The 24611-nt window shown below is 70.9% G+C and carries 13 protein-coding genes and 1 pseudogene; 6 read left to right on the forward strand and 8 right to left on the reverse strand.

Annotation, left to right across the window (positions count from 1 at the left end):
• Positions 1 to 169: 169 nt before the first annotated feature.
• Both ACIQU3_RS21235 and ACIQU3_RS21240 read right to left on the reverse strand, forming a co-directional pair.
• Positions 170 to 1288, reverse strand: coding sequence for a fatty acid desaturase family protein (locus tag ACIQU3_RS21235; protein WP_403731328.1), 1119 nt, complete (start codon positions 1286 to 1288; stop codon positions 170 to 172).
• Positions 1289 to 1295: 7 nt separating this feature from the next.
• On the reverse strand, positions 1296 to 2351 hold the full coding sequence (locus ACIQU3_RS21240; RefSeq protein WP_403731331.1) for a ferredoxin reductase: 1056 nt from the start codon (positions 2349 to 2351) through the stop codon (positions 1296 to 1298).
• A gap of 86 nt (positions 2352 to 2437) precedes the next feature.
• On the opposite strand from ACIQU3_RS21240, the gene ACIQU3_RS21245 reads away from it, so the two are divergent.
• The gene (locus ACIQU3_RS21245) at positions 2438 to 3577 is read left to right on the forward strand and encodes a PucR family transcriptional regulator (RefSeq protein ID WP_403731334.1); all 1140 of its coding nucleotides are present in this window, start codon (positions 2438 to 2440) and stop codon (positions 3575 to 3577) included.
• A gap of 266 nt (positions 3578 to 3843) precedes the next feature.
• On the opposite strand, the gene ACIQU3_RS21250 is transcribed toward ACIQU3_RS21245, so the two are convergent.
• Positions 3844 to 5007 carry a WD40 repeat domain-containing protein gene (locus ACIQU3_RS21250; protein WP_403927062.1) on the reverse strand — a complete coding sequence of 388 codons (1164 nt, stop codon included), beginning with the start codon at positions 5005 to 5007 and terminating at the stop codon, positions 3844 to 3846.
• A 423-nt stretch (positions 5008 to 5430) separates the two neighbouring features.
• Between ACIQU3_RS21250 and ACIQU3_RS21255 the strand changes: the two genes are divergently transcribed.
• Together ACIQU3_RS21255 and ACIQU3_RS21260 are read left to right on the forward strand one after the other, a co-directional pair.
• A complete protein-coding gene (locus tag ACIQU3_RS21255; RefSeq protein WP_403731340.1) occupies positions 5431 to 5661 on the forward strand; it encodes a hypothetical protein in 231 nt (76 codons plus the stop codon).
• Positions 5662 to 5880: 219 nt separating this feature from the next.
• Positions 5881 to 6510, forward strand: a complete 630-nt coding sequence (locus tag ACIQU3_RS21260) for an NADPH-dependent F420 reductase (RefSeq protein ID WP_403731343.1) — start codon at positions 5881 to 5883, stop codon at positions 6508 to 6510.
• Positions 6511 to 6540: 30 nt separating this feature from the next.
• On the opposite strand, the pseudogene ACIQU3_RS21265 reads toward ACIQU3_RS21260, so the two are convergent.
• The 4 genes and pseudogenes from ACIQU3_RS21265 to ACIQU3_RS21280 form a co-directional block, all read right to left on the reverse strand.
• Positions 6541 to 6681, reverse strand: a pseudogene (locus ACIQU3_RS21265) (IS630 family transposase); the annotation flags it as partial.
• Between the two features lie 628 nt (positions 6682 to 7309).
• On the reverse strand, positions 7310 to 7864 hold the full coding sequence (locus tag ACIQU3_RS21270; protein WP_403731346.1) for a hypothetical protein: 555 nt from the start codon (positions 7862 to 7864) through the stop codon (positions 7310 to 7312).
• Between the two features lie 53 nt (positions 7865 to 7917).
• On the reverse strand, positions 7918 to 13305 hold the full coding sequence (locus ACIQU3_RS21275; protein WP_403927065.1) for a tetratricopeptide repeat protein: 5388 nt from the start codon (positions 13303 to 13305) through the stop codon (positions 7918 to 7920).
• Entirely contained in the window at positions 13286 to 14686 is a 1401-nt protein-coding gene (locus ACIQU3_RS21280) for an esterase/lipase family protein (RefSeq protein ID WP_403927068.1), read from the reverse strand. Before ACIQU3_RS21280 ends, ACIQU3_RS21275 begins: the two co-directional genes overlap by 20 nt.
• 656 nt (positions 14687 to 15342) lie before the next feature.
• On the opposite strand from ACIQU3_RS21280, the gene ACIQU3_RS21285 reads away from it, so the two are divergent.
• A complete protein-coding gene (locus ACIQU3_RS21285; protein ID WP_403927070.1) occupies positions 15343 to 19611 on the forward strand; it encodes a hypothetical protein in 4269 nt (1422 codons plus the stop codon).
• 224 nt (positions 19612 to 19835) lie between these two features.
• Here the strand turns inward: ACIQU3_RS21285 and ACIQU3_RS21290 are convergent, their stop codons facing one another.
• Complete coding sequence (locus tag ACIQU3_RS21290) at positions 19836 to 20159, reverse strand: hypothetical protein (protein WP_403731362.1); 324 nt, start codon at positions 20157 to 20159, stop codon at positions 19836 to 19838.
• Positions 20160 to 20872: 713 nt separating this feature from the next.
• Between ACIQU3_RS21290 and ACIQU3_RS21295 the strand changes: the two genes are divergently transcribed.
• Both ACIQU3_RS21295 and ACIQU3_RS21300 read left to right on the forward strand, forming a co-directional pair.
• Entirely contained in the window at positions 20873 to 23155 is a 2283-nt protein-coding gene (locus tag ACIQU3_RS21295; protein ID WP_403731365.1) for a collagenase, read from the forward strand.
• 184 nt (positions 23156 to 23339) lie between these two features.
• Positions 23340 to 24599 (forward strand): tetratricopeptide repeat protein, encoded by a 1260-nt coding sequence (locus ACIQU3_RS21300; RefSeq protein ID WP_403927073.1) that lies wholly within the window; start codon positions 23340 to 23342, stop codon positions 24597 to 24599.
• Positions 24600 to 24611: the final 12 nt, after the last annotated feature.

A 24611-nucleotide genomic window follows, 5' to 3' on the forward strand; every position in this document is an offset into this window, starting at 1 on the left:
CACCCCTGCCACCGCACCACGCCCGACCGTTGTGCGGAGCGAGCCCCAGGTGTGAGCTGGGCGAAGTGCCCGGTCACGTGTCGGGTGGTGGCGGCCAAAGGAGAGCCAGTCCTGTTCGATCAGGCGACGCTCGCAGATCCGTATGCGGGTATGCGCTGCTGCGCGGGGATCAGGCCGCGACGAGCTCCTGCTCACGGGCCGGCGTTTTGGCCTTGGGCTTCCTGTTCGGCAGTGAGAGGCGGAAGACCTTGCGCCACGCGGAGAACACCTGCTTGGGCAGCGGCCCGGTGACGTATTCCAGCTCGTACTTCTCGAACAGTGCGCGCACCTTCACCGCGACCTCGGCGTATCGGTTGCTCGGCAGGTCCGGGAACAGGTGGTGCTCGATCTGGTGCGAGAGGTTGCCGGTCATGAAGTGCATGGCCTTGCTGCCGCTGATGTTCGCCGAGCCCATCATCTGGCGGAGGTACCACTGGCCGCGGGTTTCGCCCTTGATCGACCGGCGCTCGAAGACCTGCACGCCCTCGGGGAAGTGGCCGCACATGATCACCGAGTGGGACCAGACGTTGCGGACCAGGTTCGCGGTGAAGGTCGCGGCGAGCGTGGGGAGGAACGAGGGGCCCGACAGCAACGGGTGGATGACGTAGTCCTTGAGCACCTGCTTGCGGATCTTGCGGCCCACGTCCTTGGCCCGCGCGCGGAACTCCGGGTTCTTGCGGCGGCGCTTGCTCAGGTTCTTGCCGAGCTCCAGGTCGTAGGCTGCGATGCCGTACTCGAAGAAGCAGGCGTTGATGAAGTTCCACAGCGGCTGGCCGAGGTGGAACGGGTGCCACTTCTGGTCCTCGTCGACGCGCATGATGCCGTAGCCGAGGTCGTTGTCCTTGCCGATCACGTTGGTGTACCTGTGGTGCAGCTCGTTGTGCGAGTGCTTCCACTGGTCGGCCGGCGAAACGTGATCCCAATCCCAGGTGGTGGAGTGGATCTTCGGGTCCCGCATCCAGTCCCACTGACCGTGCAGGATGTTGTGGCCGATCTCCATGTTGTCCATGATCTTCGCCACGGACAGGCCGGCGGTGCCGATCAGCCACGCGGGCGGGAAGATCGAGAACAGCAGTACGCCCCTGCTGACCAGCTCGAGCTTGCGCTGCGCGGCGATGACCTTGCGGATGTACGCGGCGTCTTTCTCGCCGCGGCCGGCGATCACCTCGTCGCGGATCGCGTCCAGCTCGCGGCCGAGCTCTTCGATCTGCTCCGCGGTGAGGTGGGCGGTGGGGTCGATGGCGGTCAAGGTGTTCCTACCGTTCGATGTCGCAGGGGCCCGCCGCGGCGGACACGCAGGTCTGGATGAGGACGCCGGGCTCGGCTTCGGTGATCTCGCCGGTGCGCAGGTCGCGGACGGCGCCCTTCTTGAGCGGTGTGACGCAGCCGAAGCAGATACCCATGCGGCATCCGGAAGGCATGAGCACGCCGGCTTCCTCGCCGATGTCCAGCAGCGGCGTGGCGCCGTCCGCGTCGACGGTCTTGCCGGTGGTGCTGAACGTGACCTCGCCGCCGTCGCCAACGGCGACGACGCCGGGGCGGAATCGCTCGGTGTGCAGGCGCTCCGGGACGCCGTGCTCGCTCCAGTGCTTTTCGGCGGCGTCGAGCAGGCCCGCGGGCCCGCAGGCCCAGGTCTCGCGCTCGGCCCAGTCGGGCACGAGTTCGTCGAGACGGGCGATGTCGAGCATGCCGTCGGTGTCGGTGTGCACCTCGGTGAGCTGCAGTTTCTTGTCTGCGACCAAGTCGTGCAGTTCGTTGCGGAAGATCACGTCGTGCGGCTGTGGCGCGCAGTGGACCATGACCACGTCGTCGAGCTCGGTGTCGCGGAGCATGCCCATCACGGGCGTGATGCCGCTGCCGGCGGTCAGGTAGAGCACCTTGGCGGGCTTGGTCTGCGGCAGCACGAAGTCGCCGGTCGCCTGGTCGAGCTGGATCAGGGTGCCCGGTTGCGCCCTGCGAACAAGATGGTTGCTGACCTTGCCGTCCTCGACCGCCTTCACGGTGATCGTGACGCGGCCGTCCGGGCGGTTTGCCGGTGAGGTGAGCGAGTAGGCACGCCACAGGCGCACTCCGTCGACGTCGACCCCGATCCGCACGTACTGACCGGCCGTGTGGCCGCGCCAGCCCCGTCCCGGCCTGATCACGATGGTCGCGGCGTCACGCGTCTCGGGGTGCACGGCCTCGATGCGTCCACGCAGGTCGGCGCCCGCACGCAGCGGGCTGACCAGGTCGAGGTAGTCCGACGGCAGCAGCGGTGTCGTGACCATCTCCAGCAGTTTCCATGCCCTGCTGCGGAGGGCTGCACTCGTCATGACTCCAGCTTGCTGTGCCTCAGGGCGTAAAGTCCTGACCGTAGGACGTAAATCTGATCGGCAAAATTGTTCACAGGGAACAAAACATGAGCCATGCCCTCCGGAGGGCCAGCGAACTGGCCCTTGATGAGACGACGGTCACCGCGCTGCGGGCCGCGCTGAAGACCACCGCAGACGAGATCGTCCAGGCGATCATCGACGAGGTCCCTTCCTACGCAGGCGCCCTTTCGGGCCACATGGGCGCCACCATCCGCCGGGCCGTCCGCACCGCCCTGGGGCACTATCTGGACCTCGCCAGCGGGAACGCCACCGGGGGCGACGGCGGTGACGCGGCCTACGAGCTGGGCCGCGGCGAGGTCCGGGACGGCCGTTCGATGGACGCCCTGCTCAGCGCCTACCGAGTGGGTGCCCGCGTGGCCTGGCGATGTCTGGCAGCGGGCGCCGTACCGGCTGGTCTGCCCGCCTCCGAGGTCGCCAAGTTCGCCGAGCTGACCTTCGCCTACATCGACGAGCTCTCCGCCGCGAGCGCCGCGGGCCACGCCGACGAACTGGCCGCCCGGGGGCGCGCCCACGAGCGCCACCTGGAACACCTGGCCCGCGACCTGCTCGCCGGCGCGAGCCCGGACGTGCTGCTTGTCTCTGCACAACGGGCCGGATGGCAGCCGCCGGGTTCGCTGACCGCGGTCCTGCTGCCCGCCGCCCAGGCCCGGCCTGCCTACCGCTCGCTCGACCCGAGCACCCTCGTCCTCGACGATCTGCCGGATGGCTTGGGCGTGCTGCTCGTCCCCGATGCCGACCGATCACGTCTCTTGCGGCAGCTGACCGACCGCACCGCCGTGGTCGGCCCGGCCCGGCCGTGGACTCGTGCGTCCGCTTCGTACGCACGAGCCGTACGCGCGCGCTCCCTCTCCGCTGATGTTCGCGACACCGAGGACCACCTGCCCGAGCTGGTGCTGAGCGCCGACGCGGACGCGTTGGCCGATCTGCGTGCCCGGGCCCTTGCACCGCTGCGGGCCTTGCCTGCCGCGACCGCGCGGCGACTGGAGGAGACGTTGCGGGAGTGGCTGCTGCACCAGGGCAGGCGGGAGGAGGTGGCGGCGGCATTGTTCATCCATCCCCAGACCGTCCGCTACCGGATGTCGCAACTGCGGGAGCTGTTCCCGGATCTCGCATCGCCGCATCGGGTCCTTGAACTGACACTGGCGGTCGGTCTCCGGACCGGCTGATGCGCACGGTGCCGTTGTCAGCGGCCACGCACCTGATTTTGTGACACGAACATGGTGAGGGCTGACGGACCGCGGGAAGGCTCCTCAGCGGGCCGTCGGGCCGTCGGGCCGCCGGAGAACCCGTTCAAGGTCGGAAGGCCTACCGGGACCGGGTCTACGCCGACCGAGTCGAAGCCGCCCGAGCAGCAGGGGGATGACCGCTGGGACGGCACAGTCAGTGCTCCATTCCCAGCATCGGCCGGTGCAGCCCGACTCATGACACACACCTATCCGGCATCTGGAACGGACCACAGCTGCACGGTGCCGTCGTTGTCGCCGCTGGGAGCGTGGCTGGCGGTGGCGAGGAGGGTGCCGTCGGGTGAGAACGCCACTGCGTATACCGGTTTGCTGTGGCCGGTGAGGGGCGGGCGGACGGGGGTGCGGGTGGCCGGGTCCCACAGTCGCACCGTGCCGTCGCGGCTGGCGGTGGCGAGGAGGGTGCCGTCGGGTGAGAACGCCACTGCGTATACCGGTTTGCTGTGGCCGGTGAGGGGCGGGCCGGCGGGGGTGCGGGTGGCCGGGTCCCACAGTCGCACCGTGCCGTCATCGCCGGCGGTGGCGAGGAGGGTGCCATCGGGTGAGAACGCCACTGCGTACACCGCTGCGCCGTGGCCGGTAATCGGCTGTCCGACGGGAGCGCGGGTGGCTAGGTCCCACAGTCGCACCGTGCCGTCATCGCCGGCGGTGGCGAGGAGGGTGCCGTCGGGTGAGAACGCCACCGCATGCACCGCTGCGCCGTGGCCGGTAATCGGCTGTCCGACGGGAGCGCGGGTGGCCGGGTCCCACAGTCGCACCGTGCTGTCGCGGCTGGCGGTGGCCAGGAGGGTGCCGTCGAGTGAGAAGACCACCGCGAACACCGTTTGCCTGTGGCCGGTGAGGGGTTCGCCGACGGCAGTGCGGGTGGCCGGGTCCCACAGCCTTACCGTGCTGTCATAGCCGCCCGTGGCGAGGAGGGTGCCTCCGGGGGAGAACGCCACCGCGTACACCGGACCGGAGTGCCCGGTGAGGGGCCGGCCGGCGGGGGTGCGGGTGACCGGGTCCCATAAACGCACTGTCCCGTCGCGGCTGGCGGTGGCGCTGCTGGCGGTGGCGGTGGCGAGGAGGGCGCCGTCAGGTGAGAACGCCACCGCGACCACCGAGCCGGTGCGAACGGGCGGCAGGACCAGTTCTCCTGCCTGCATCGCATGCAGGGCTGCTCGGAGCGCGAGGGACGACTCCGATGCGAGCGCACGGGGGACGGCTCTTCGGCGGGTGGGACGCAGTTCTGCCGTTGCCCGCCACCGGCTGCGCCATGCGTCGAGTACGGGGTCCGTGCGAGTGGGGGCGGGGATCTCCTCGCCATCCGCGTCCCAGGACATCAGAGTCCGGACGAGCAGGATGACTTTGTCCACGCTCACGAACCGTTTGCCATGGAAGGCAGCGCTCTGGGTGGCGATGGGCAACTGCGCCCCGTTGCCAATCCTTCGCGCCCGCCTCTCAATCCGGCGCAGGGGCGGGTTACCGCGTTCCACTCGCAGTCGGCAAAGGTGCCGCGCTTGCTGTAGCAGCCGAGCCTCGTACGTATCCGGCCCGTGCTCCGCGTCGATGATTGCTGTCATGCCCTGTGTCCCCCTGTTGTTCCGTACCCAGCAGGGTAGAAGCCGCTCCACGGAACAGTACGGAACTTGCACGAACCACTCCGAACAGCCTGCGCCGGTGCCAAAATCGTTCCGCGGAACGGGTGGGATGTGCCGCGTTGGCCTCCACCCGATCGCGTTCAATCTTCATCGTTCGATCCGTGAGGTCGGCAGCGCGCAAGGCCGCACGGTCGAGCCATGACACCTCGGCAGAACTCCCAGCCCACCCCGCCCGCGGTCCCGGCGGCATTCGACTCAGGGCTGTTCCTCCCTCTCCGCACAGCTGTCGTCCTGCTCACTGCGCTGGTCCTGGGGCTCGTCATCGGAGGGCTTACCGCCCTCACCGGCGCCCACCCGGCCACCGCCGCGATCGCCGGACTCACCGCCGCCGGCGCCAGCACCGTCGCTCTGCGGACCCTCATCCAGTGATTTCCGGAATGGTGCGTGCCGGTCCGCGTGCCCCACCCGCCCGCTGACCCTTCACGAGCTGGGCCCTGCCGACCTTGGCAGGGTCCCTCGTTCATGCGCAGCCAACAGGCAGCCCATGCGGTGAGTGCCGGTGATCGAGGTTGACGCCTCCGGGTGTCCCGTCCGCCCTCACGGGTACTTGGTGTGTCCTGCGTCACAGCACCAGGCAAGGAGATCATCATGCGTATTGGGATCATCGGTGCTGGCAACGTCGGCGGTGCTCTCGCCTCGGCAGCCACTGCGGCGGGACACGAGGTCACCGTTACCGCCACGCACCAGGAGCACGCCGCGAAGGTGGCCGAGCAGACCGGTGCCAGGGTCGCGCCCGACACGGCGGAGGCGGTCCGGGGTGCGCATGTGGCGGTGCTGGCCGTGCCGGCCGCAGCGGCCTCCGAGGTGCTGGACCAACTGGGCGATGCCGCCGTCGGTCTGGTGATCGTGGACGTCACCAACCCGCTCAATGACACCTACAGCGACCTGACCACTTCCGGAACCAGCCACATCGAGGAGCTGGCTGCCCGTGCGCCACAGGCCAACCTGGTCAAGGCGTTCAACACGATCCTGGCTTCGCGGCTGGGCACCCCCAGTGAGGACGGTCAGCCGCTGGACGGCTTCTACGCGGGCGACGATGCGGCAGCCAAGGACACAGTGGCGCAGCTGCTCGGCTCTCTGGGGTTCCGGCCGATCGACGCCGGCGGTCTGCGCATGGCCCGCTCACTGGAGGAACTCGGTTTCCTGAACATCAGCCTCAACGCCCGCAACGGCTGGCCATGGCAGAGCGGCTGGAAGCTCGTCGGTCCCACGGCCTGACCCCGTGGGCAGTCCGCGCCCATCCACTGAGTGGGCCTCGAACGGGGTGGCCCAAGACGCGTGGGCGGGTGTGAAGCACAGCCCGACCTTGTTCTTCGTCGCCCAACTGCCGATCTTCCACTTCAGATGGGCGGAGAGATCGTCGAGGATCACGAAAGGCGTTCCAGGTCGAGTTCCAGCGTGGCCAGTCCCGCATGGCCACCCATGACGAGCAGGAGCCCTCATCAGGGTCAACAGGGCGGCGCCCGTGGTGGGTTCCCAGATCCGTGCACCGTCGTCGGATCCGGTGGCCAGCAGGGGCCGGCCGTCCGGCCCGGCGAACGCAGTCACGGCCATGGGCGCATGGGCGTGGACGACGAGGGGGGCCTCGGCTCGGTGTCGGCGATGGGGTCCGGATCGGCAGGGGGCCGCTGGCGGAGGGGACCAGAAGGGTACGGCCGTCTGGGCCGGTGAAGGCCGTGACGGAGCGCACCGCGATGGTGTGGCCCGTGAAGGTGCTCACCGGGCGGTCGGACGTCCGTGGGTCTCACACGGTCACGTTGCGCTCGCTGTCACCCCACCGAGCTGGACCAGCCGCTCGGTCCGCCCCGGGGCGTCGGCGAGGTCGGCCTTGATGTACCGGACTCCGTCACGATCGGGGGTGCCCTGGCTCCCCGGCGGGGATCACCTGCACGCTCCGGTCGACCTCGGCCGAGGGACTCCGATCACGCAACTCCTCCTCGGGACGACCCCGGAGGGGCACGACGACCGAACCGAACCGATCCGGGCGGGCGGGCGGGGGCGGCTGACGGATGCCGGATCAGAAGTCGAGGCCGTTGACGCAGTCACGCCATGCCGCGACGAGGCACACCAGCATCACGGCGTAGCAGACGGAGGGGACGGTGATCCAGGCGCCGATGTGGTCGGTGGCTTTGGCGAGCAGCAGGGCCGTGCAGGTCGGGTAGATGAGGCCGACGCCTCCGTAGGACAGCAGGATCACAGCCCGCTGTGCTGCCGGTGCGGTGTGGAGGTTGGTGGCTCGTTCACTGGCTGTGACGCCGATCTTGTCGCGGTCCAGCGTGCTGCCGGCCGGCTCGACAGCGTCGAGAAGTGTCTTCTCCAGAGTGAGGATGGACCGGGCACGGACGGCGGCGAGGTTGAGCAGGTGGGCCTGGAAGGCCGCGACGCAGAACAGTGGAGACGGCAGGAGACTGATGGCCCAGCCCAGGAGATCGAGCTTGTCGTAGAACGCGATGATGCCGATGAGGTAGGTGACGGCGGCCGCCATGGTGGCGAGGCTCACGGTGAGAGCGGTGGCGCGGTCGGACCGATCCGACTGGTAGATGGCGGTGAGAACGTGCAGACGCTCGGACAACTCCGCTCCTCTGCTGATGGACGGTCAGGGCACCGTGACGGCCGTGCGTGAGCTCATTTCTGGTCGGCCGCGTGGCCCAGTGCGGCGATGAGTGCCTCGATGGCTGCCAGATCGTCGCTGTCGGCGTGCCTCGCCCAGCGGGCCAGGTTCACCGCCCGCGCTCTTCGCTGCATCGCAGTGGCAGTGGCCGCACCGGCCCGCAACACTCGTTCGGCCTGCTCGGCGTCCCCGCGTTCCAAGTCCAGAACCGCCCTCAGTACGAAGCCGACACCTGGTTCGTCCAAGGCGGCCGGGTTGGCTTCGGTGAGCGTCCTCATACGCCTCGGGTCCGCTTGCTCCAGCGCCTCCAGGGCAAGGTCCGCCGCTGTCGCCGCATGAGTGACGACGTCGCTCACCGTCTCCAGCGGCATCGTTTCGAGCAGAGCGAGCACCGCCGCGTGTTCCCGCGCGGACGGCTCGGCGGAAGCGGCGAGAATCTCGGCCGCTTCGCCGGTGCACAGCTCCTCCCGGTGCGTGGCGAGGTGGGCCAGCCACCGCGCCCGGGTGGGCTGGGTCATCCAGGCGTCAACGAGTGCCTGGACGGCGTAGCGTCGGCGCTGTTCCGCGAGTACGGCTTCGAGGCCCCGGTCCTGGATGGAGACCACGAGCTGCCGCAGCCGCCCCAGGCTCTCGTCGTCCGGGCGCAGTACAAGGTGAAGGTCCACGCTGGCGGCGACGGTGGGGCCCGAGACCACGTCGGCCCGGGCGGTCAGCACGGCCTCGGCGTCCGGCCAGTCCCGGGTGGTCCGCCACGAGCGGAGAAGGTCCAGGTCGGCCTCGGGCACCGTCTCCACCGCCCATCCGGGCAGCGTGGACGGAGGGGGATCGAGCGACAGCGCGACGGCGCGGATCTGCTCCCGTACCCGGCGGGTCAGGTACCCCGGGGCGCGGGCGTCGTCGCCGTGGGCCAGCTCGGCGGCACGGCGCAGAACCTCGGCCGCTGTGCGCTGGTCTCCCTGGCTGGTGCGCCAATCGGCGGTGCCCGCCAGAACCTCCGCTTGCCCGTGACCCTCGGGCACGGCCTGCGCCGAGGCGTCCCAGGCCGCGGCCGCCTCGGCCGGCGACCGGATCATGAGCAGGTCTGCCAAATTCCAAGTGGCGAGGGCCAGTTCGGGAGCGTACGAAGCCGGATCGTCACCCGCGAGGATCCGAAGGAGCTCCACCCCCTCTCGCCCTGCCGCCAGGGCTCCATCGAAGTCCCGTGTGGCGTAGAGCGCGGAGGCGAGGGCGTTCAGGGTGCGCGCCAGATCGAACATGTAGGCGGGCTCGGTCCTGACCAGCGCGCGTAGCAGCTCTGCCGCTTCCCCGACGGCTGTCAGTGCCCCCCTGGGGTCCCGCAGGGCGAGTCGAGCCGAGGCGATGTTGTTCAGCGCCTTGCTCAGGTCCACCACGAGGGCTGTCGGGTGCGCCCCCATCGTGGCCCGATACAACCGCACGGCTTCCTCAGCCGAGTCGAGTGCCGCCACGTGGTCCGCCGTGTCCGACAGGACCGCGGACAGGTTGTTGAGCGCCCTTGCCAGATCGGCGGTGAACGCGGCTCCCTTCTGCGCTACGCACTCCCTGTACAGGCTGACCGCCTCCTGGGCCGAGGAGATCGCCGCTGGGATGTTGTCCGACTCGTAGCGGCAGCGGGAGAGGTTGTTCACGGCCATCGCGAGGTCGGGCAGGAACGCAGCCCGGTCGGCCGCGGCCAGTTCCCGGTACAGGGCGGCGCTTGCTTCGGCGGCTTCCGACGCCGCGTCGAAGTCACCGGATTCGGTCAGCTTCACCGACTGGTTGTTCAGCGCCCCGGCGAGCCCCGGATTCCAGGCGGCCCCGTTGATCGCGGCCAGCTCACCGAAGAGGCCGATGGCCTCCTGGCCGAGGGCGAGGGCACGCTCGCGATCACCCACGTCGTCCGCCAGAACCGAGAGGTTGTTCACTGCGGCGGCCAGATCCGGCAGCACGGCCGTCCTGTTGGCCGATGCCAGACGGCGGTACAGCGCGAGGGCCTCCTCTCCGGCCCTTGCGGCCTCGCGGCGGTCTCCCACCAGCCAGAGGCGATGGGACAGGTTGTTCAGGGAGATGGCCAGTTCGCGGGTGAAAGCGCCGGGTTCGGCCGACGCCAGTTGCCGGCGTACGGTCACCGCTTCGCGGGCGACAGCGAGTGCACCGGTCTGATCGCCGGCGTCGGAGCGTCGCAGCGACAGCGTGTTCAGCGCCCGGGCCACTTCAGCGGCGAAAGCGCCGCCCTTGGTGTCCGAGGCGTACCGGCACAGCCGCGCGGCTTCCTCCGCCGCATCCAGCGCCCCGCGGACGTCCCCGGCAGCCGCTCTGCCGGCGGACAGATTACCGAGGGATGCCGCGAGGTCGAGGGCGAACACGTCCTGGTCCTCGTCGAACAGCGTCCGGTACAGGTCCACCGCTTCAGCGGCCGCCGCCACCGACCCCTCGCGGTCGCCGGTCTCGGCACGCCGGTTCCCCAGAGTGTTCAGCGACATCGCGAGGTCGGCGGCGAACGCACCGTCCTCGTCCGCGGCCAGGGCGCGGTACAGCGCGGTGGCCTCCTCGGCGTCGGCCAAGGCCGCTTCGAAGTCGCCGGTGCGTGAGCGGGACACCGACAGGTTGTTCAGCGAGCCCGCCAGCTCGGGCGCGAAGTAGGCCTGGTTCATGTCCAGTAGCTGCCGGTACAGGCTGGTGGCCTCGACGGCTGCCGCCAGTGCGGCGGAGTCGTCCCCAATGTTCGATCGGTGTCCGCTCACGTTGTTCAAGGCGTGTGCCAGGTCGGCGAGGGTGTCGTCGGTCTGTCCGGACAGCAACCGGCGCCGGAGTTCCACGCCCTCCTCCCCGGCGGCGAGGGCTCCCTGACGGTCCCCCATCGACGCGCGGCAATGGGCGAGGTTGTTCAAGGATGCGGCGAGGTCGGACACGTACGCGTCACGCAGGTGAGCGGAGGGGACTCCGTGTGCGAGGTCGCGGTAGATCCGTACCGCATCTTCAGCGGCGGACAGCGCGCCGGCCCGGTCGTCGGTGGCGGCCCTGCAGGTCGCCAGGGTGTTCAGCGACCTCGCCAGGGCCTCTTGGTGTTCCCGTCCGAGCTCGTCCACCAGCTTCCGCTGCAGCCGCACAGCGCCCTCGGCCGCGTCCACGGCACCGTACCGGTCGCCCGTGGCACCTCGGTGGGTGGCCAGATCGTTCCACGCCGCCGCCAGATTGGGCAGGTGCCCCTCCGGGTCGGCGAGAGCGAGGTCGCTGTAGAGGGGGACGGCTTCCTCGATCGCCGCCAGTGCGCCGGCACGGTCCCCGGCGTCGTCGCGGCGCCTACTGACCAGGAACAGCAGTTCACCCAACTCCTCCGGTTCCCCATCGCCGGCCCGGACGCCCGCCAGCCTGCGTTCGTCGACGATGAGAGCCAGCTTCCACAAGCTGGCGGCGCCGAACGGAAGGGCCGCCGAGATGTCGTCCAGGGGGAGGGGGGTGTCGGAGGCGGCGGCGAGTGCTTCGAGCACGTTGCGCACAACGCCCCCCATGGCCGCGGCCACGGCGGCGGCCAGCGGCCAGCGTCCCGGCTCTGACCGCAGGAGCGCTTCGATATGGGCGACAGCCGCCGGTTCGTCGTCGCGTCCGGCGCGGGTCAGTACGGTGAGTGCGTTGCGCAGCCCCTCGCCGAGGTCGTCCTCGTCGAGCAGCGAGCCGGCACGCAGGCAGCGCTCCAGCAGTTCCGGACGGCGTTCCAGGGTGGTGAGCAGGTGATGATCACCCACGGGATCGGGCCGGATGGCGACGTGTTCCCCGGCCCCTGGGTCCAGGCAGGTGACGAGAGTGTGCGCGATCTGCTGCCGGAGGTCGTGCGCCCCGGCGAGCGCGGACACCGCGGTCAATGCCTCGGCGACCCGGTGCGGGGCGGGTGCGAGAAGGGTCAGGCATGCGGCGGCCTCGGCCAGGAGACCGGTGTACCGCAGGGGCGAGCCGGTGCGGTGTTCGAAGGTGGTGTTCCAGTAGCGGCGTTCGTGGCGCAGCACCTCGTCGTACAGTTCGGCCGGGGTGATCGGCAGCGGGTCCGTTCCGCGTGCGGCGAGCCAGCCGAGCAGCACCAGGTCCAGAGTGGTCCACCGTGTCCCCTTGTCCGCACGGGGCAGGCGGGGAGGGCTGTCGCAGGGGCGTGGCCGGACCGCCGCGCAGGTGCGGAGGAAGAGATCCTCGGGCCGGGGGTGGGCGTCCGGCAGTTCGATGTTCTCCAGCCTGTGGGGGTGGGCGTCGGACTCCAGTGCGTCGGTGATCCGGGTCAGCCATTCTCCCTCGCGTTCTCGTGCGGTGAGCACGACGACTGCCGGGCGCGGACGGCGCGCCACCACGCGCAGCAGCTCGATGGTGGACCCGGCTCGGGCATCGGCGTAGTCGACGAGCACGAGCAGCGGTGCGGTGACCTCGGCCAGCCAGTCCCACGGCCGGTCCGCTCCGGCACGCTCCCGCAGCACACCGGCGTACCACCCGGCGCGGGCCATGCGGTCGACCAGTTCCAGTCCGAGCCGGGTCTTGCCGGAGCCGCCGCGACCGGTGATGACGGCAATCGTGGTGCGCGAACCGAGGACGGCCTCCTCGCACAACCCCGACAGCACCGTCATCTCGTCCCGGCTCTGGAAGGGCGTGACCTGGTACTCGGCTCTCAGCAGTCGCAGTGCCGACTCGGCCGTTCCCGGTTCGCGGTACGGATCTCTCAGGGGCAGTACCGCAGGGAAGGCCGCGGGCGTGTAGGGCTCGACGTCAGGGTCGGCGGGCACTGCGACCCGCCAGCGGTACGTACCGGAGGTCAGCTGGGTGTAACCCGTCGCCACTGCTGTGGCGAGATCGGTGTCCGTCTTGGAGCCGGCCGCGCCCAGCGGCTGGGAGATTCCGTTCGGATTCAGGATCAGCAGGCTGCGCGGTGGGCCGTCCAGTCCGGCCTGCACATGGTCCAGAAGCTCCTGCGGCAGTGTGGGCCAGACGCCGTCACCGGGCAGGCCTTCGGGCCAGGTGCGGGTCAGCGCGACCACGACCAGGGCATGCCCGGGGCGCCCCGGCTCGACCGGGTCGAGGAGGACGACCGCGGTGAGCAGCCCCGTGTGCCGGAAGGCACCGGCGAGCAGGACGGCGAGGTCGAGGCACGTGCCGTTGCGGGGCGCCCTCAGCACCTCGGCGGGGGGCCTGATCCACTGTCCGCACGGCCCGCTGTCGGGCGGCTCGAGCGCGTACCCGATGCCGGCCTCCCGTAGCCGGTCCCAGACCGCGCGTACCCGCCGCAGGGCCGGAGCGTCCGAAGGCCCCGGAAGCTGTGTGTGCATGCGGATGGCGTGAGGCACGACGTAACGGGCCAGGTCGGCGGGTGCCGCGTCGGCCGACCATGGCGGCCACGCGGTCCGGCGGTCACTCGAGGCTGCTGTCATCGAGCACCTGCACCGTCTGAACGGCGATCGAGTCGGTCAGGTCACGTGCGGTGACGCTCACCTTCACCAGGCCGGGCGGCAGTCCCGGCAACTGGCCGTGGAAGACCCGCCGCCCGGGGTCCCACGCCAGCCGGGCGTCGATCCTTCGCCACACCTCCTGCTGGTTGTCCGCTACCGGCTCCGCGCTGGCCCACACCGTCGCCCGCGCGGCGTCGGCATGCTCTCCGGCAAGGGTCACGGGGGTGACGGCGACGTCGATCGGCCTGTCGCGCATGTGCAGTTCGTCCAGGTCCATGCCGAGGGCGACCGGGCTCTCCTGCCCGGCCCGGTACGCGGAGAGAGCGGCATGGGTGCGGAAGGCGTCGAGCAGCTCTGCCGTCTCCCGCAGTTCCGCGATCGGCCCGTGGCGTCGGTGAACGTGCAGGTGGGTCCGGGGATAGTTGTCCATTTCCACGGGCAGACCGCAGAACGCGGGGACGGTGCCGTCGCCCAGCCCGTCGGCCCAGCCTCCGAGTTCGGGCCCGGAGGGGGCGTCCTTGGTGACGGTGACCTCGCTGCCGTTCCAGGAGCAGGCCCGTAGGGTGGCATGGCCGAACCCGATGCGGGGCATGACGGCCGGAGCCACGGGCAGTCTTCGCCATCCCTCTTCGATCTGCCGGTGCATGGCGTGGGCGCGTCGGGCCGGCTCCCGCAGCCAGGGCAGGGGCAGTTCGTGCGGCCGGAGCAGGTGAGGACGGCCGGGAGCGAGGCCGCCTTCGGGCAGGTGCGCCGCGCCGGCCGCACTTCTGTCGTGGACGGCCGGGTAGCGCGGAAGCAGGTCCGCCAGCCCCTGCCAGTCGCGCACCACGTTGAGGGGGCGCCTGATGAAGAAGGGCCCTACGGGCAGCCCCTGCGTCAGCACCGCGAGGGCCTTCGGCGCACCCCGGTGGGGTGTGCCGAGCGTGATGATGCCGCGGCACCAGGGCGCACCGCCGAGCTCGGCGACCCAATACCGGGCCACGAGGCCGCCCATCGAGTGGGCGACGATGACGACACGGGCCTCGCGATCCCGTTCGTCCGGCCAATGGTGCTCCAGCCGTTGCCGCAGCTGGTCGTCCAGAGTCCGCGCTGCGTCCGCGACTCCGAGGCGGAAGTCGTACCCGACCGCGACGACGCCGGCGTCGAGATCGGGCTCCGGTGCCGACCCGTCGTCGACGACGCCTCCGGTCCACTTCCCCAGCCTGGCGAGGAGGCGGTCATAGCCGGGAACCACGGTCCACATCCCGAAGGCCCTGGCGGTCGCGACGAGCCCCGCAGGTGCCAGCCGTGGATAGGCTCCCGTACTCAGCCTCTCGGGTTCCTTCAGCAGGTCGAAACCCTTGGCCGCCGTGCCCCAGACCACCTTCCCAGGACGCCCGCGTCGATCGGGGACAGCGAGAACCGTCCCTCCGAGCCCCGGAAGAACGACCACCAAGTGCTTGAGACCCCCCAACTCACGCCCCCCAGCCCCGCCCAGTCCCCTCGATGTTGCACTAATAGTAAACACGCCATTGCCCACCGTGTCCCCGGCGGGCTCCGGCCGGCCAGCCGCGCACCCGCGGTCAGGGACGGGGGACGGACGAGCGTGCGCACCGCCGGGAGCGGGGCCGGTAAGCCGGTGGTGGCCGACGACGCGAAAGGTCAACAGTTGAGAGGGGCCTCGTCATCGAAGATCCGTCCTTGGATCTCGCGGTCCATGTCCGTGGAAGGAGGGGCTTCGGAACCACCGGCCAACTCCGCGCGCAGGGCCGTCATTTCGCCCAGGAGCGGCGGAGACCCGGATCCGGTACTCCTCCCACACGTCCTGGGCATCCCAATAGGCAACGCTTTCCCAGAGGTTGAGGGCTCGCCCCGTGATCTCGTCTGTCCGGCGGGGCGCACGGGTGTGGCGTGGCATCGTCGGGTGGGGGAGAGAGCGGGGGCGTTCGATGGTTGCCGGGCGCTCTTGAGCCGAGTGCCGCAAGGGGCGGACGATGCTTCTCCACGGTGCGTGTGCGCCACTGGGTGAGGGGGAGATGCATGGCCGTCGGACGGGGGAGCGATGTCCTGGAGGCGTCGCAGGTGCGGATCCACTCGGCCGTCGGCGGGGTCGTGGGGGCGGGATTCCTCATCGCTGCCGACGTGGTGTGCACCTGCGCCCATGTCGTGGCCCGGGCCGTCCGGACGCCGGACAGCGAGGAGCGGGTGCCCGACCGGCCGGTGGACCTCGACTTCCCACTGCTGGAGGGCCGCCCCCGGGCCCGGGCGTCCGTGGTGTCCTGGCGGCACGGCGGGGCGGACGTCGCGCTGCTGCGGCTGGACGCGCCCGTGACGGGAGCCCGCCCGGCGTCGCTCGTCGACGGCACCGGCGTGTGGGGGCACACGTTCCGGGTGCAGGGCTATCCGGTCGGCGCCGACCACGGCAAGTGGGCGTCGGGCATCCTGCGGGCCGGTCAGGGCCTGGGCTGGACCCAGATGGAGGCGCACGAGCCGGGGCCGGTGATCGCCGAGGGGTTCAGCGGGGCTCCGGTCTGGGACGACGCCCAGGACGGTGTCGTCGGTATGACGGTCGCGGCGGACCGGGGCGACCGGACTGCATATCTGCTGCCCTCGGCCGACTTGGTCGACGAGCGGACGGTGCCGCCGCGCTGCCCGTATCGGGGGCTCGCGCCTTTCACGGAGGAGGACGCAGAGTTCTTCCACGGCCGGGACGAGGACATGGCCCGGGTGCGCGCCGCCGTGCGCGGACGGCCGGTGACGCTGGTGGCAGGGCCGTCGGGGTGCGGGAAGTCGTCCCTCGTACGGGCAGGTGTGCTGCCGGGGTTACGGGACGACGGCATGAGTGTCTCCGAGCTGCGGCCGGTGCCGGGGGTGCGGGCATCCGCGGTGGTCGCCCGGGCGCTGGCCGGCGTCCTGGAGCCGCGGCTCGGTGAAGTCGACCGGCTCGTCAAGGCCGAGGAGCTGGCCGGACTGCTGGAGACCGGGGACGACGTGCCCGCCGAGGTGCGCGTCAGGGTCCTCGCACACGCGGGAAGCGCCGGGCACGTCCTCTTCGTCGACCAGCTGGAGGAGTACGCGGGCGCGGAACCGGAGGCCGCACGCGACCTATTGGGTCTGCTCGCCGCCCTGGCGGGAGGACAGGACGGTGCGGTGCTGAGGGTGGTCGCCACCGCGCGGCCCGACTCCCTCGACACGCTGGTGACGACCGGCACCTCCGACCTGCTCAGCGACGCCGTGCAGTTCCTCGCCCCGCTGGCCGACGAGGACCTGGAGCGTGCGGTGACCGCACCGGTCGATGCCGTACCGGGGCTCTGGTTCGAACCCGGACTTCCGCAGCGGATCGTCGCCGACGCCGGAGCGGAGCCCGGACGGATGCCGCTGGTCCAGTTCGCCCTGACCGAGCTGTGGCATCGCCGCACCCGGTCGATGCTCACTCACAGTGCCTACGACGAAATCGGCGGTGTGGCGGGCGCTCTGGTCACCTACGCGGACCACGCCCTGGCCGAGCTGACCGGAGCCCGCCAGGAGCGTGCGCGGCGCCTGTTCGTGCAGCTGGCCCGGCCCGCAGACGGCGACACCTTCACCCGCAGGCCCGTGCGCACGAGCGACCTGGCGCCCGAACTCCTCGCCCTGGCACGGGAGCTGGCCCCTGGCAAACTGGTCGTCCTCTCCCGCGCACCGGGAGGTGCCGAGCGCGACGAGATCGTGGACCTCGCGCACGAGGCGCTCACCCGGCTCTGGCCGCGCCTGAGGGAATGGCTCGTCGCGTCCCGGGACTTCCGCCACTGGCAGGAACAGCTGCGGGCCGACCTGCACCGGTGGCGGACCCGGAACCGGGAGCCCGCCCGGCTGCTGAGCGGATCCGACCTGGCGCAGGCCGCCCGCTCACTGGCCGAGCACCCCGAGGACATCTCCGTCGACGAGCGCGCCTACATCCTGCTCAGTCGCCGCCACGCCCGGCGCGGCACCCGCCTCCGGCAGGCCGCCGTCGGCGCGCTGGCCGTCCTCACGGTGCTCGCCCTCGTCCTGGCGATCTCCACCTGGCACGGCCTCAGGCTCGCCGAGCAGCAGCTGCGTACCCAGGCAGCCGGCCTGCTCGCCCAGCTCTCCGAGGACCGCCCGGCCACCGATCCCACCACCGCGCTGCAACTCGCCCTGGCCGGGTGGAGGACCGAACAGACCCCGCGAACCCGGCAGGCCCTGCTCCAGCAGTACGCGCGAGGACAGTTCCTGGTGGGCAGCCACCCGTCGGTGTGGCGGGGACGGGTCACCGGTATGAACGCCACCCCGGACGGCCGTGTCCTGGTCGTGCAGTCGAAGCCGGGGGGCGGCGACCGGCCGACCATGACCGTGGTCACGGGGGCGCTCCAGGGCAAACCGAGAGCGCAAGGGCACCTGACCGGCGTCCCGGGTGGGAAGCTGCTGACCGCCCTGAGCCCCGACGGCCGCCACTTCGCCGCGACAGCCGGTGAGGAGGTGCGACTGTGGCGGCTGCGCGACCCCGGACATCCCGTCACCCTGAAGCTCGGCGACCACGAACTCCCCGAGGACGCCGGTGGCGCCCTGGACTTCAGCAGCGACGGGAAACGACTGCTGCGCACGACGGACGACCACGGCATCCCGTGTGCCAACGGCGACCGGCCCTGCGTCCCCGCCTTCATCGAGGCCTGGCACGTCCCCTCCGGGGCCCGCATCCCCCTGCCGGACGGCCTGCTACCCGAGACGGGCCTCTACGAGGCCGCGTTCACCGCCGACGGGGAGAGCCTCGCGACCATCAGCTACACCCACGACGGGCTGCGCCAGCGCATCGAGGTCCGCGACCTCACCACCGGCCGCCTGCGATACGCCTCCACCACCTCGGACCTGGGCGGCGCGCTGCTGCGGGACGGCGGTGAGCTTCTGATCAGGACAAAGACCAGGGAACCATACGCGCAGCAACTCGGTAGGGCACCCGGCCGCAGGATCCCACTGCCCGGTGACGTCGGCACGGTGGACGCGACGGCGCGCTACGGCCTCGACCTCGGGACGGACAACGCCGAGGCCCACTACGCCGAGGCGACGCTGACCGATCTGCGCACCGGCCGGACCTACCGCACGCGCGTGCCGACCGGGGGCGGGACCGCGGCCTACCACGGCGTCGCGGCCCTACCGCGCCCCGGCGGCGGGCTGACTGTCCTCGTGCCCCTCGGCACGGCACTCATGGCCGTCCGCGCCGAACCGGCCGGCGGCGAACGGTTCCTGGAGGACGCGGGGAAGTACAGCGTGTCACCCGACGGGCGCCACATCGCCCTGACCACAGGCCGGCGCCTGGAGGTCCTCGACGCCTCCCGCACCCGGCACCGGGCGGTGTCCTTGCCGCCTCCTCCCGAGGGCGTGGACTGGTTGCCTCTGTGGACAGCCGACTCGCAGCGGATCGTGGTGTGGGGCGAGCAGGGCAACCTGCAGGGGTCCTATCCCGTGCGGGACCTGAACGACGGCGTGCAGCTCGACGACGTCGTGCCGAAAGCGAAGGAGCTCGATCGGGTCAGGGCCACGCGGGGCGGCGAGGTGGACGCGGTCGCCGCGCTGCAGGGCAGCGAGATCGCTCTGCTGACCGTGGAGGGCAGACTCACCCGCGTCGACGCGACGGACGGCACCGTGCTCACGCCGCCCTTCCTCGTCCATCCGGAGCCCAACTGGAGCGGCGGCGGCTTCGACAGGGAGATCTTCGCGCGCGGCCAGCTCGTGGGCCGCCCGGGCCACCCCGGGCAGGTCGCTGCGATCACCCGGACGGGCACCCTGGCCGGCGAGATCCTGCTGTGGGACGTCACAGTTCCCCGGCGCATCGGCACGCTGCCGAGCCGGTCCGTCAGCGTGCCGTTCAGCACCTCCTACGTCACCGGACCGCTGGCCTTCGACACGAACGGCTCACGCCTCGCCGTGCAGAACACCGACGGACAGATCCGGGTCTGGGACGTCGACCGCCGCAGGCCACTGCTCGGCGGCGCACCCGCCACGGGCAACGACGCCCTGATCGGGTTCGGTCCGGGCCACAGCGTCGTGACGTCCGTGTTCGGCAAGGACGCGGTCCGGATCCACGACCTGACAGGCGACGAGACCTCCAGCACGCTGCCCATCGCCGACGGTGACTGGGTGGGCGGCTACGTGCGCAACCACCGCCTGACCGTCGACACCGGCACCCTGCGCCAGACGTTCGACCTGCGTCCCGACGAGCAGTTCCGCACGCTGTGCGCCGCCGGGCGCGATTACACGGACGCCGAGAGGAAGCTGCTGCCCGAGGGGACGCCGACACAACCGCCGTGCGGCTGACAGCGCGGGTGGGTCGATCTGCCGTCGACAGGATCACACCCCGGGGCGAGCACGTGCGTCGAGAGCGAGATGATCTCGCCGGCCGGGCAGGTCACGCTGCCGGACCGGAATGAGGGTGTCCAGACCCTCGGCGCCGGCCACCTGACCCCACTGTTGGGTTCTCCAGGACCATCCGGGATCAAGCTGCTGGACGCGGCGGGATGGGCAGGTCACCCGCCGCGACTTCAGAACCCCGGCCCCGGATCGCCACCGCGCTTGAGGCATTCGTTCGCGGCGTCGAGCCAGTCGCCCGCCGGTTCGATGGCTTGTTCGCGCTCGATGCCGGAGTCCACCTTCCCGTCAGCGGGGCGGGCGTCGTCGGCGATGTCGCGGGCCCGCCGGCACGGATCTGATGATGGGTCGGACAGCTCGGCGACAGCGCCGACGGCGCTGAACGAGAGGGCGATGGCTGCCGCCCAGGCCAACACCAGGCCCGCGGCCCGGTCCTGAATGAGACGCGGCAAGTGGCGCTGCCAGCGAAAGTACGGGACGCGGTTCCGGCTGTTCATGGGGCTCCCGATCGGGGCAGGTCTGCAGGCGTGGACACAGCAGCCGCACAGCCTGCCAGATCCGCACTCTCAACGTGGCCTGGCGCCACTTTTTACGTGGCCTGGCGCGGCTGCTGGATGACACCACGTCGTGGCGGCCCGGGGCATCTGGACGCGGGACGCGCTCGCTGTGGCCGAACCTGCTGCGTCTCCTGCCGGGCCACCGGGCGAGCGCCGAGGGGTCGGGGCACACGAGAGCCGCCGACGGGAACGCCCCTTGTGAGGCCGGCTGTAGAGGAGCAGCCCGTTGCCATGGGCAGGGCTCTGGTCGCCACGCGATGTCCATGCAAGTCCGGGGCGGGCCGTTGCGCGCGGCGGGCCGAGCGGTACCGTCGTGGCGGCCGCGCGGCCGGCCACCGGCGGCACAGTAACGGGGGTGACCCTCATGCTGCCGGACGGCGAGGCCGACAGTGTCCGGTCGGCACCCTCCGGCGCCCCCAGAATGCAGCTCTCCGCATCGCATACCGACCGGGGGATTGTCAGTGCAATGTCACATTACTATGTTACACGTCACACAGTAGTGGCATGTACCCATCAGTGGTTCTGTCGCTCGCCGTGCGCACCGCTGCAAGGACCCGTCCTCCACTCCGACACAGGAGCCGCAGGTGTCCCAGCGATCAAACGGCCGCCGCCGTTCCCTCCGTAGACCCTTCCTCACCGCAGTTACCACGGTGATGCTGCTCGGGACCGGCGTCTGCAACGCGCCCACCGCCGAGGCGCACACCCTGCCCCCACCCCGCCCCCTCACCGGCCCAGCCGCCCCCGCCGCCGGCCACCCCCACGACGAGGTCGAACGTCTCGCCTCCGCCCCACGGCCCACCCCGCGACCGGCACCCGCCCCCGGTGCACGCACCGGCACCCGCGTCCCCGGCCCACACACGCCGACCACCCCCACGGCCGCCGGTGACGCAAAGACCGCGTCCTCCCCGGCCGTCGCGTGCACCCTCGCGGACATCGTGCGCCTCGGACCGGAGCAGTTCGCCGACTTCCTCGCCGACCCGGCCGTCACCGCCGACGGCTGCCTGCGCGACATCCTCTGGACCTGGGACGCGCGTCTGGCGCCGGTCATGTCCGATGCACACGTCCAGGCAGTCTCCCGCCGCATCTCCGCCCTGGCCGCCGCCCACGACGGCAAGAACGGCAGCCACCTGCTGGAGATGCTCACTTACCTGCACGCGGTGGCCTACCACGACTTCTCCCGCAGCGAGATCGACCTCACCGACCCCCCTACGACCGAGGCGATGCGCCGCGCCATCCACGCCTTCGGCACCGCCCGCCGGTCCTTCGACGCCACGCGTACCAACGCCGAGTCGCTGCGCGAGGCGCTCTACGCGGGAGGCGCCACCGGACTGCGCCATTCACAACTCGGCCTGATACGCAAGGTGCTGGCCACCATGAACCAGTACCACACCACCACCTACAAGGACCCCTCCTGGGGTGGAGCGGCCCTCGCTGCGCTCTCCGTGAACTACCTCGGCGTCTATCCGGGAAACAACGACACCGCCTTCCACACACTCGTCGCACGCAACGCCCCCTACCGCGACGCCTTCCGCGCGTTCTCCACCCACACCCACCTCAAGGGCACGCCCAACGAGTGGGTCGCGCGCGACGCCCTCGCCGAGTACGGCCGCTTCGGGCAGATCGCGTCCCTGACACCCGCGATCGTGCCGGACCTCGGTGCGCTCCTCACCCCGGTCGTCCGTAACTTCGGTCGCGGCAGCGCGCCCTGGGCGCGGCTCGCATCCTGGCTCGGCTTCTACGGAGCCTGCAGGCCCTACGCCGTCTGCAAGGACGACATCGAACGGGAGATCTTCCCCCGGACGTACCGCTACGACAACGGGGCCATCAAGGTGCGCACGGGCCTCGACCTCGCCACCGTCGACCAGCTCTACTATGCGAGCAAGCAGGTCAAGGCGCAGTTCCACCGGGTGCTGGGCACCGAGGAGCCACTCGTCGGCGACACCAATACCAGCCTCACCATCGTCCTGTACGCCTCCCGCGCCGACTACGAGAACTACCATCCGCTGCTGACCGGCATGGACACCGCGAACGGCGGCATCTACATCGAGCGCAGCGCAACCTTCTACACGTACCAGCGCCGCGTCCCACAGGACTCCTCGCTCGCCCTGGAGGAACTGTTCCGGCACGAGTACGTGCACTATCTCAACGGCCGATTCGCCGTGCCCGGCTACTTCGGTGAGGGACCCTGGTACGAGCGGGACCGCACCACGGCCATGGACGAGGGGACGGCCGAGTTCTTCGGCGGGGCCACTCGCGACGACGGTGTCGCCGCACGCAGGTCACTGGTCAGGAGCATCATCGCCGACACCGCGAACGGCGGCCCGCGCATGGATGTCGACCGGCTGCTGCACGCCACCTACGGGGGAGACGGCTTCCGCTTCTACGCTTACGCGGGCACCTTCTTCACCTACCTGTGGAGCGAACATCCGGCCGAGCTGAAGGAGATGTACCGACACCTGAGGGCCGACGACCCGACCGCCTTCGACGCCTGGCGCGACAGGCTGGGCAGGGACACCGCGGTCCAGCGGGGCTACGACGCCTTCCTGGACGCCCGGATCGCCGAGGTCGACGACCTGTTCGTGCCGAACACCCGGTACCAGCCCAACGATCGGCTGAGGGACGCCACCGCCGCCGCGGTGGGCTCCTCCTTCGCTGCAGCGACCGGGATGACGCCGCTCTGCACCGACAACGGCGACCCGGGCATGCGGCGATTCGTCTGCACCGGCCGGGTCACCGCCCGCCTCGAGGACGCCGGCAGCCCGGATGTGGTCTTCCGGGACATGTCCGAGACGGTCGACCACTTCCTGCTCGACCGCACCTCAGCGGCCTCGACCAACTTCGCTGACATGAACTGCTCCTTCGGCGAGGTGGAGATCTGGTCCGACCGGGAGGCAGGCACCTCGGACTATCGGTGCGAAGGACCACTGCGAAGCTGATCGGCAAGGGGGCGCAGTTGCCGATCGCCACACAGAGCGCTGCTTTCACAGGTAGACGGTTCGTGACCTTTCGGTCCCGGTGACGGCAGGATCCTCCGGCTGAACGCGAGGTGAGAGGGCGGACAGTCGGGGGTGGGCCCCCGGTGGACGGGGAACGACTCCCTCGGTCGACGAAGGAGTGGGGATGAGCGACACGGACAGGGCGGGTTGGGGCAGATGGCCGTTCCGGCGGCGCGGACGGGGCGCGCACTCGGAGACGGAGAGCCCGGCCGTACGGACTCAGCCCTCCTCGGGCCCCGTGCCCGGGCCGTCACCGGCACCGCCGTCACCGGCACCGGACAGGACGGCCGCCGAGGGTGAGCTGGAGGGCCTGGGCTCGTACCGGATCACCCATCACGAGGGCGAGGACGGCATCCCCGTGATGAATGTGAAGCTCTCCCTGACGCCGTCCGGGATGACGCGCATGAGGTTGGGGCATCTCGCGACCGAACACGGCCCGCATCATCCGGAGGTCGTACGGCTCTCGTTCGAGCTGGCCGAGCAGCTCCGCCAGGAAGGAGAGTTCGAAGAGTCTGAGGAGGTCTTCCGCTGGGTGTTGGCGGAGCGCAGGGCGGACCTGGGGCCCGCCCACCCGGACACCCTCGCAGCGGAGGCCGCTCTCGCCTCCCTGTTACGGGATCGTGGACGGCCGGAGGACGCGGAACGGCTGCGTCGTTCCGTTTTCGCCCAGCGCGAGGCGACCTTGGGACCGGACCACCCGGACACGCTCACCGCCCTCGGGGATCTGGCCCTCGTCGTGCTCGCCCTGGGGCGGCACGAGGAGGCGGAGCGACTGGCGCGCACCGCGCTCGAACGCCGGACGCGGGTGCTGGGGCCCGAGCACGAGGACACGCTCGGCAGCCGGAACACCCTGGCCGGGGTGTTGCGAGCCCGTGGGACGCTGCAGGAGGCTGGGGCGCTCTACCTCTCGGTGCTGCGCGACGCCGAGCGGCTGCTGGGCCGGAACTCGGAGCTGACCCTGACGGCCCGGATCAACCACGCCGCCGTCCAGCACCACCTGGGGCATGTCGCCCAGGCCGCGCGGTCGATGCGCGACGCGGTGCGGCAGTCGGTGAAGATCAAGGGCGCCGGCCACCCGGACACGCTCTCCGCACACGCCACCCTGGGCGCCATGCTCCAGGCGCTCGGCAAGGTCGATGAGGCGGCGGCGGAGCTGCGGGCGGCCGTCGTGGGCATGGAGCGGTTGCACGGCCCCGACCATCCGGACGTCCTGAAGTACCGCACCAGCCTGGCCGCCACCTTCTTCAACGCGGGCCGGCACGCCCAGGCCGAGGAGGAATGTCGCCTCGTCGTCGCCGGCTACGAACGCCTCTACGGCACGGCCGACCCTCGCACGGCGCAGGCCCGGGAGAACCTGCGCATGGTCCGCGCCGCTCGCGGCTAGGAGACGAGGCGG

The organism is Streptomyces sp. NPDC101110, assembly GCF_044759525.1.
Lineage (GTDB): Bacteria > Actinomycetota > Actinomycetes > Streptomycetales > Streptomycetaceae > Streptomyces.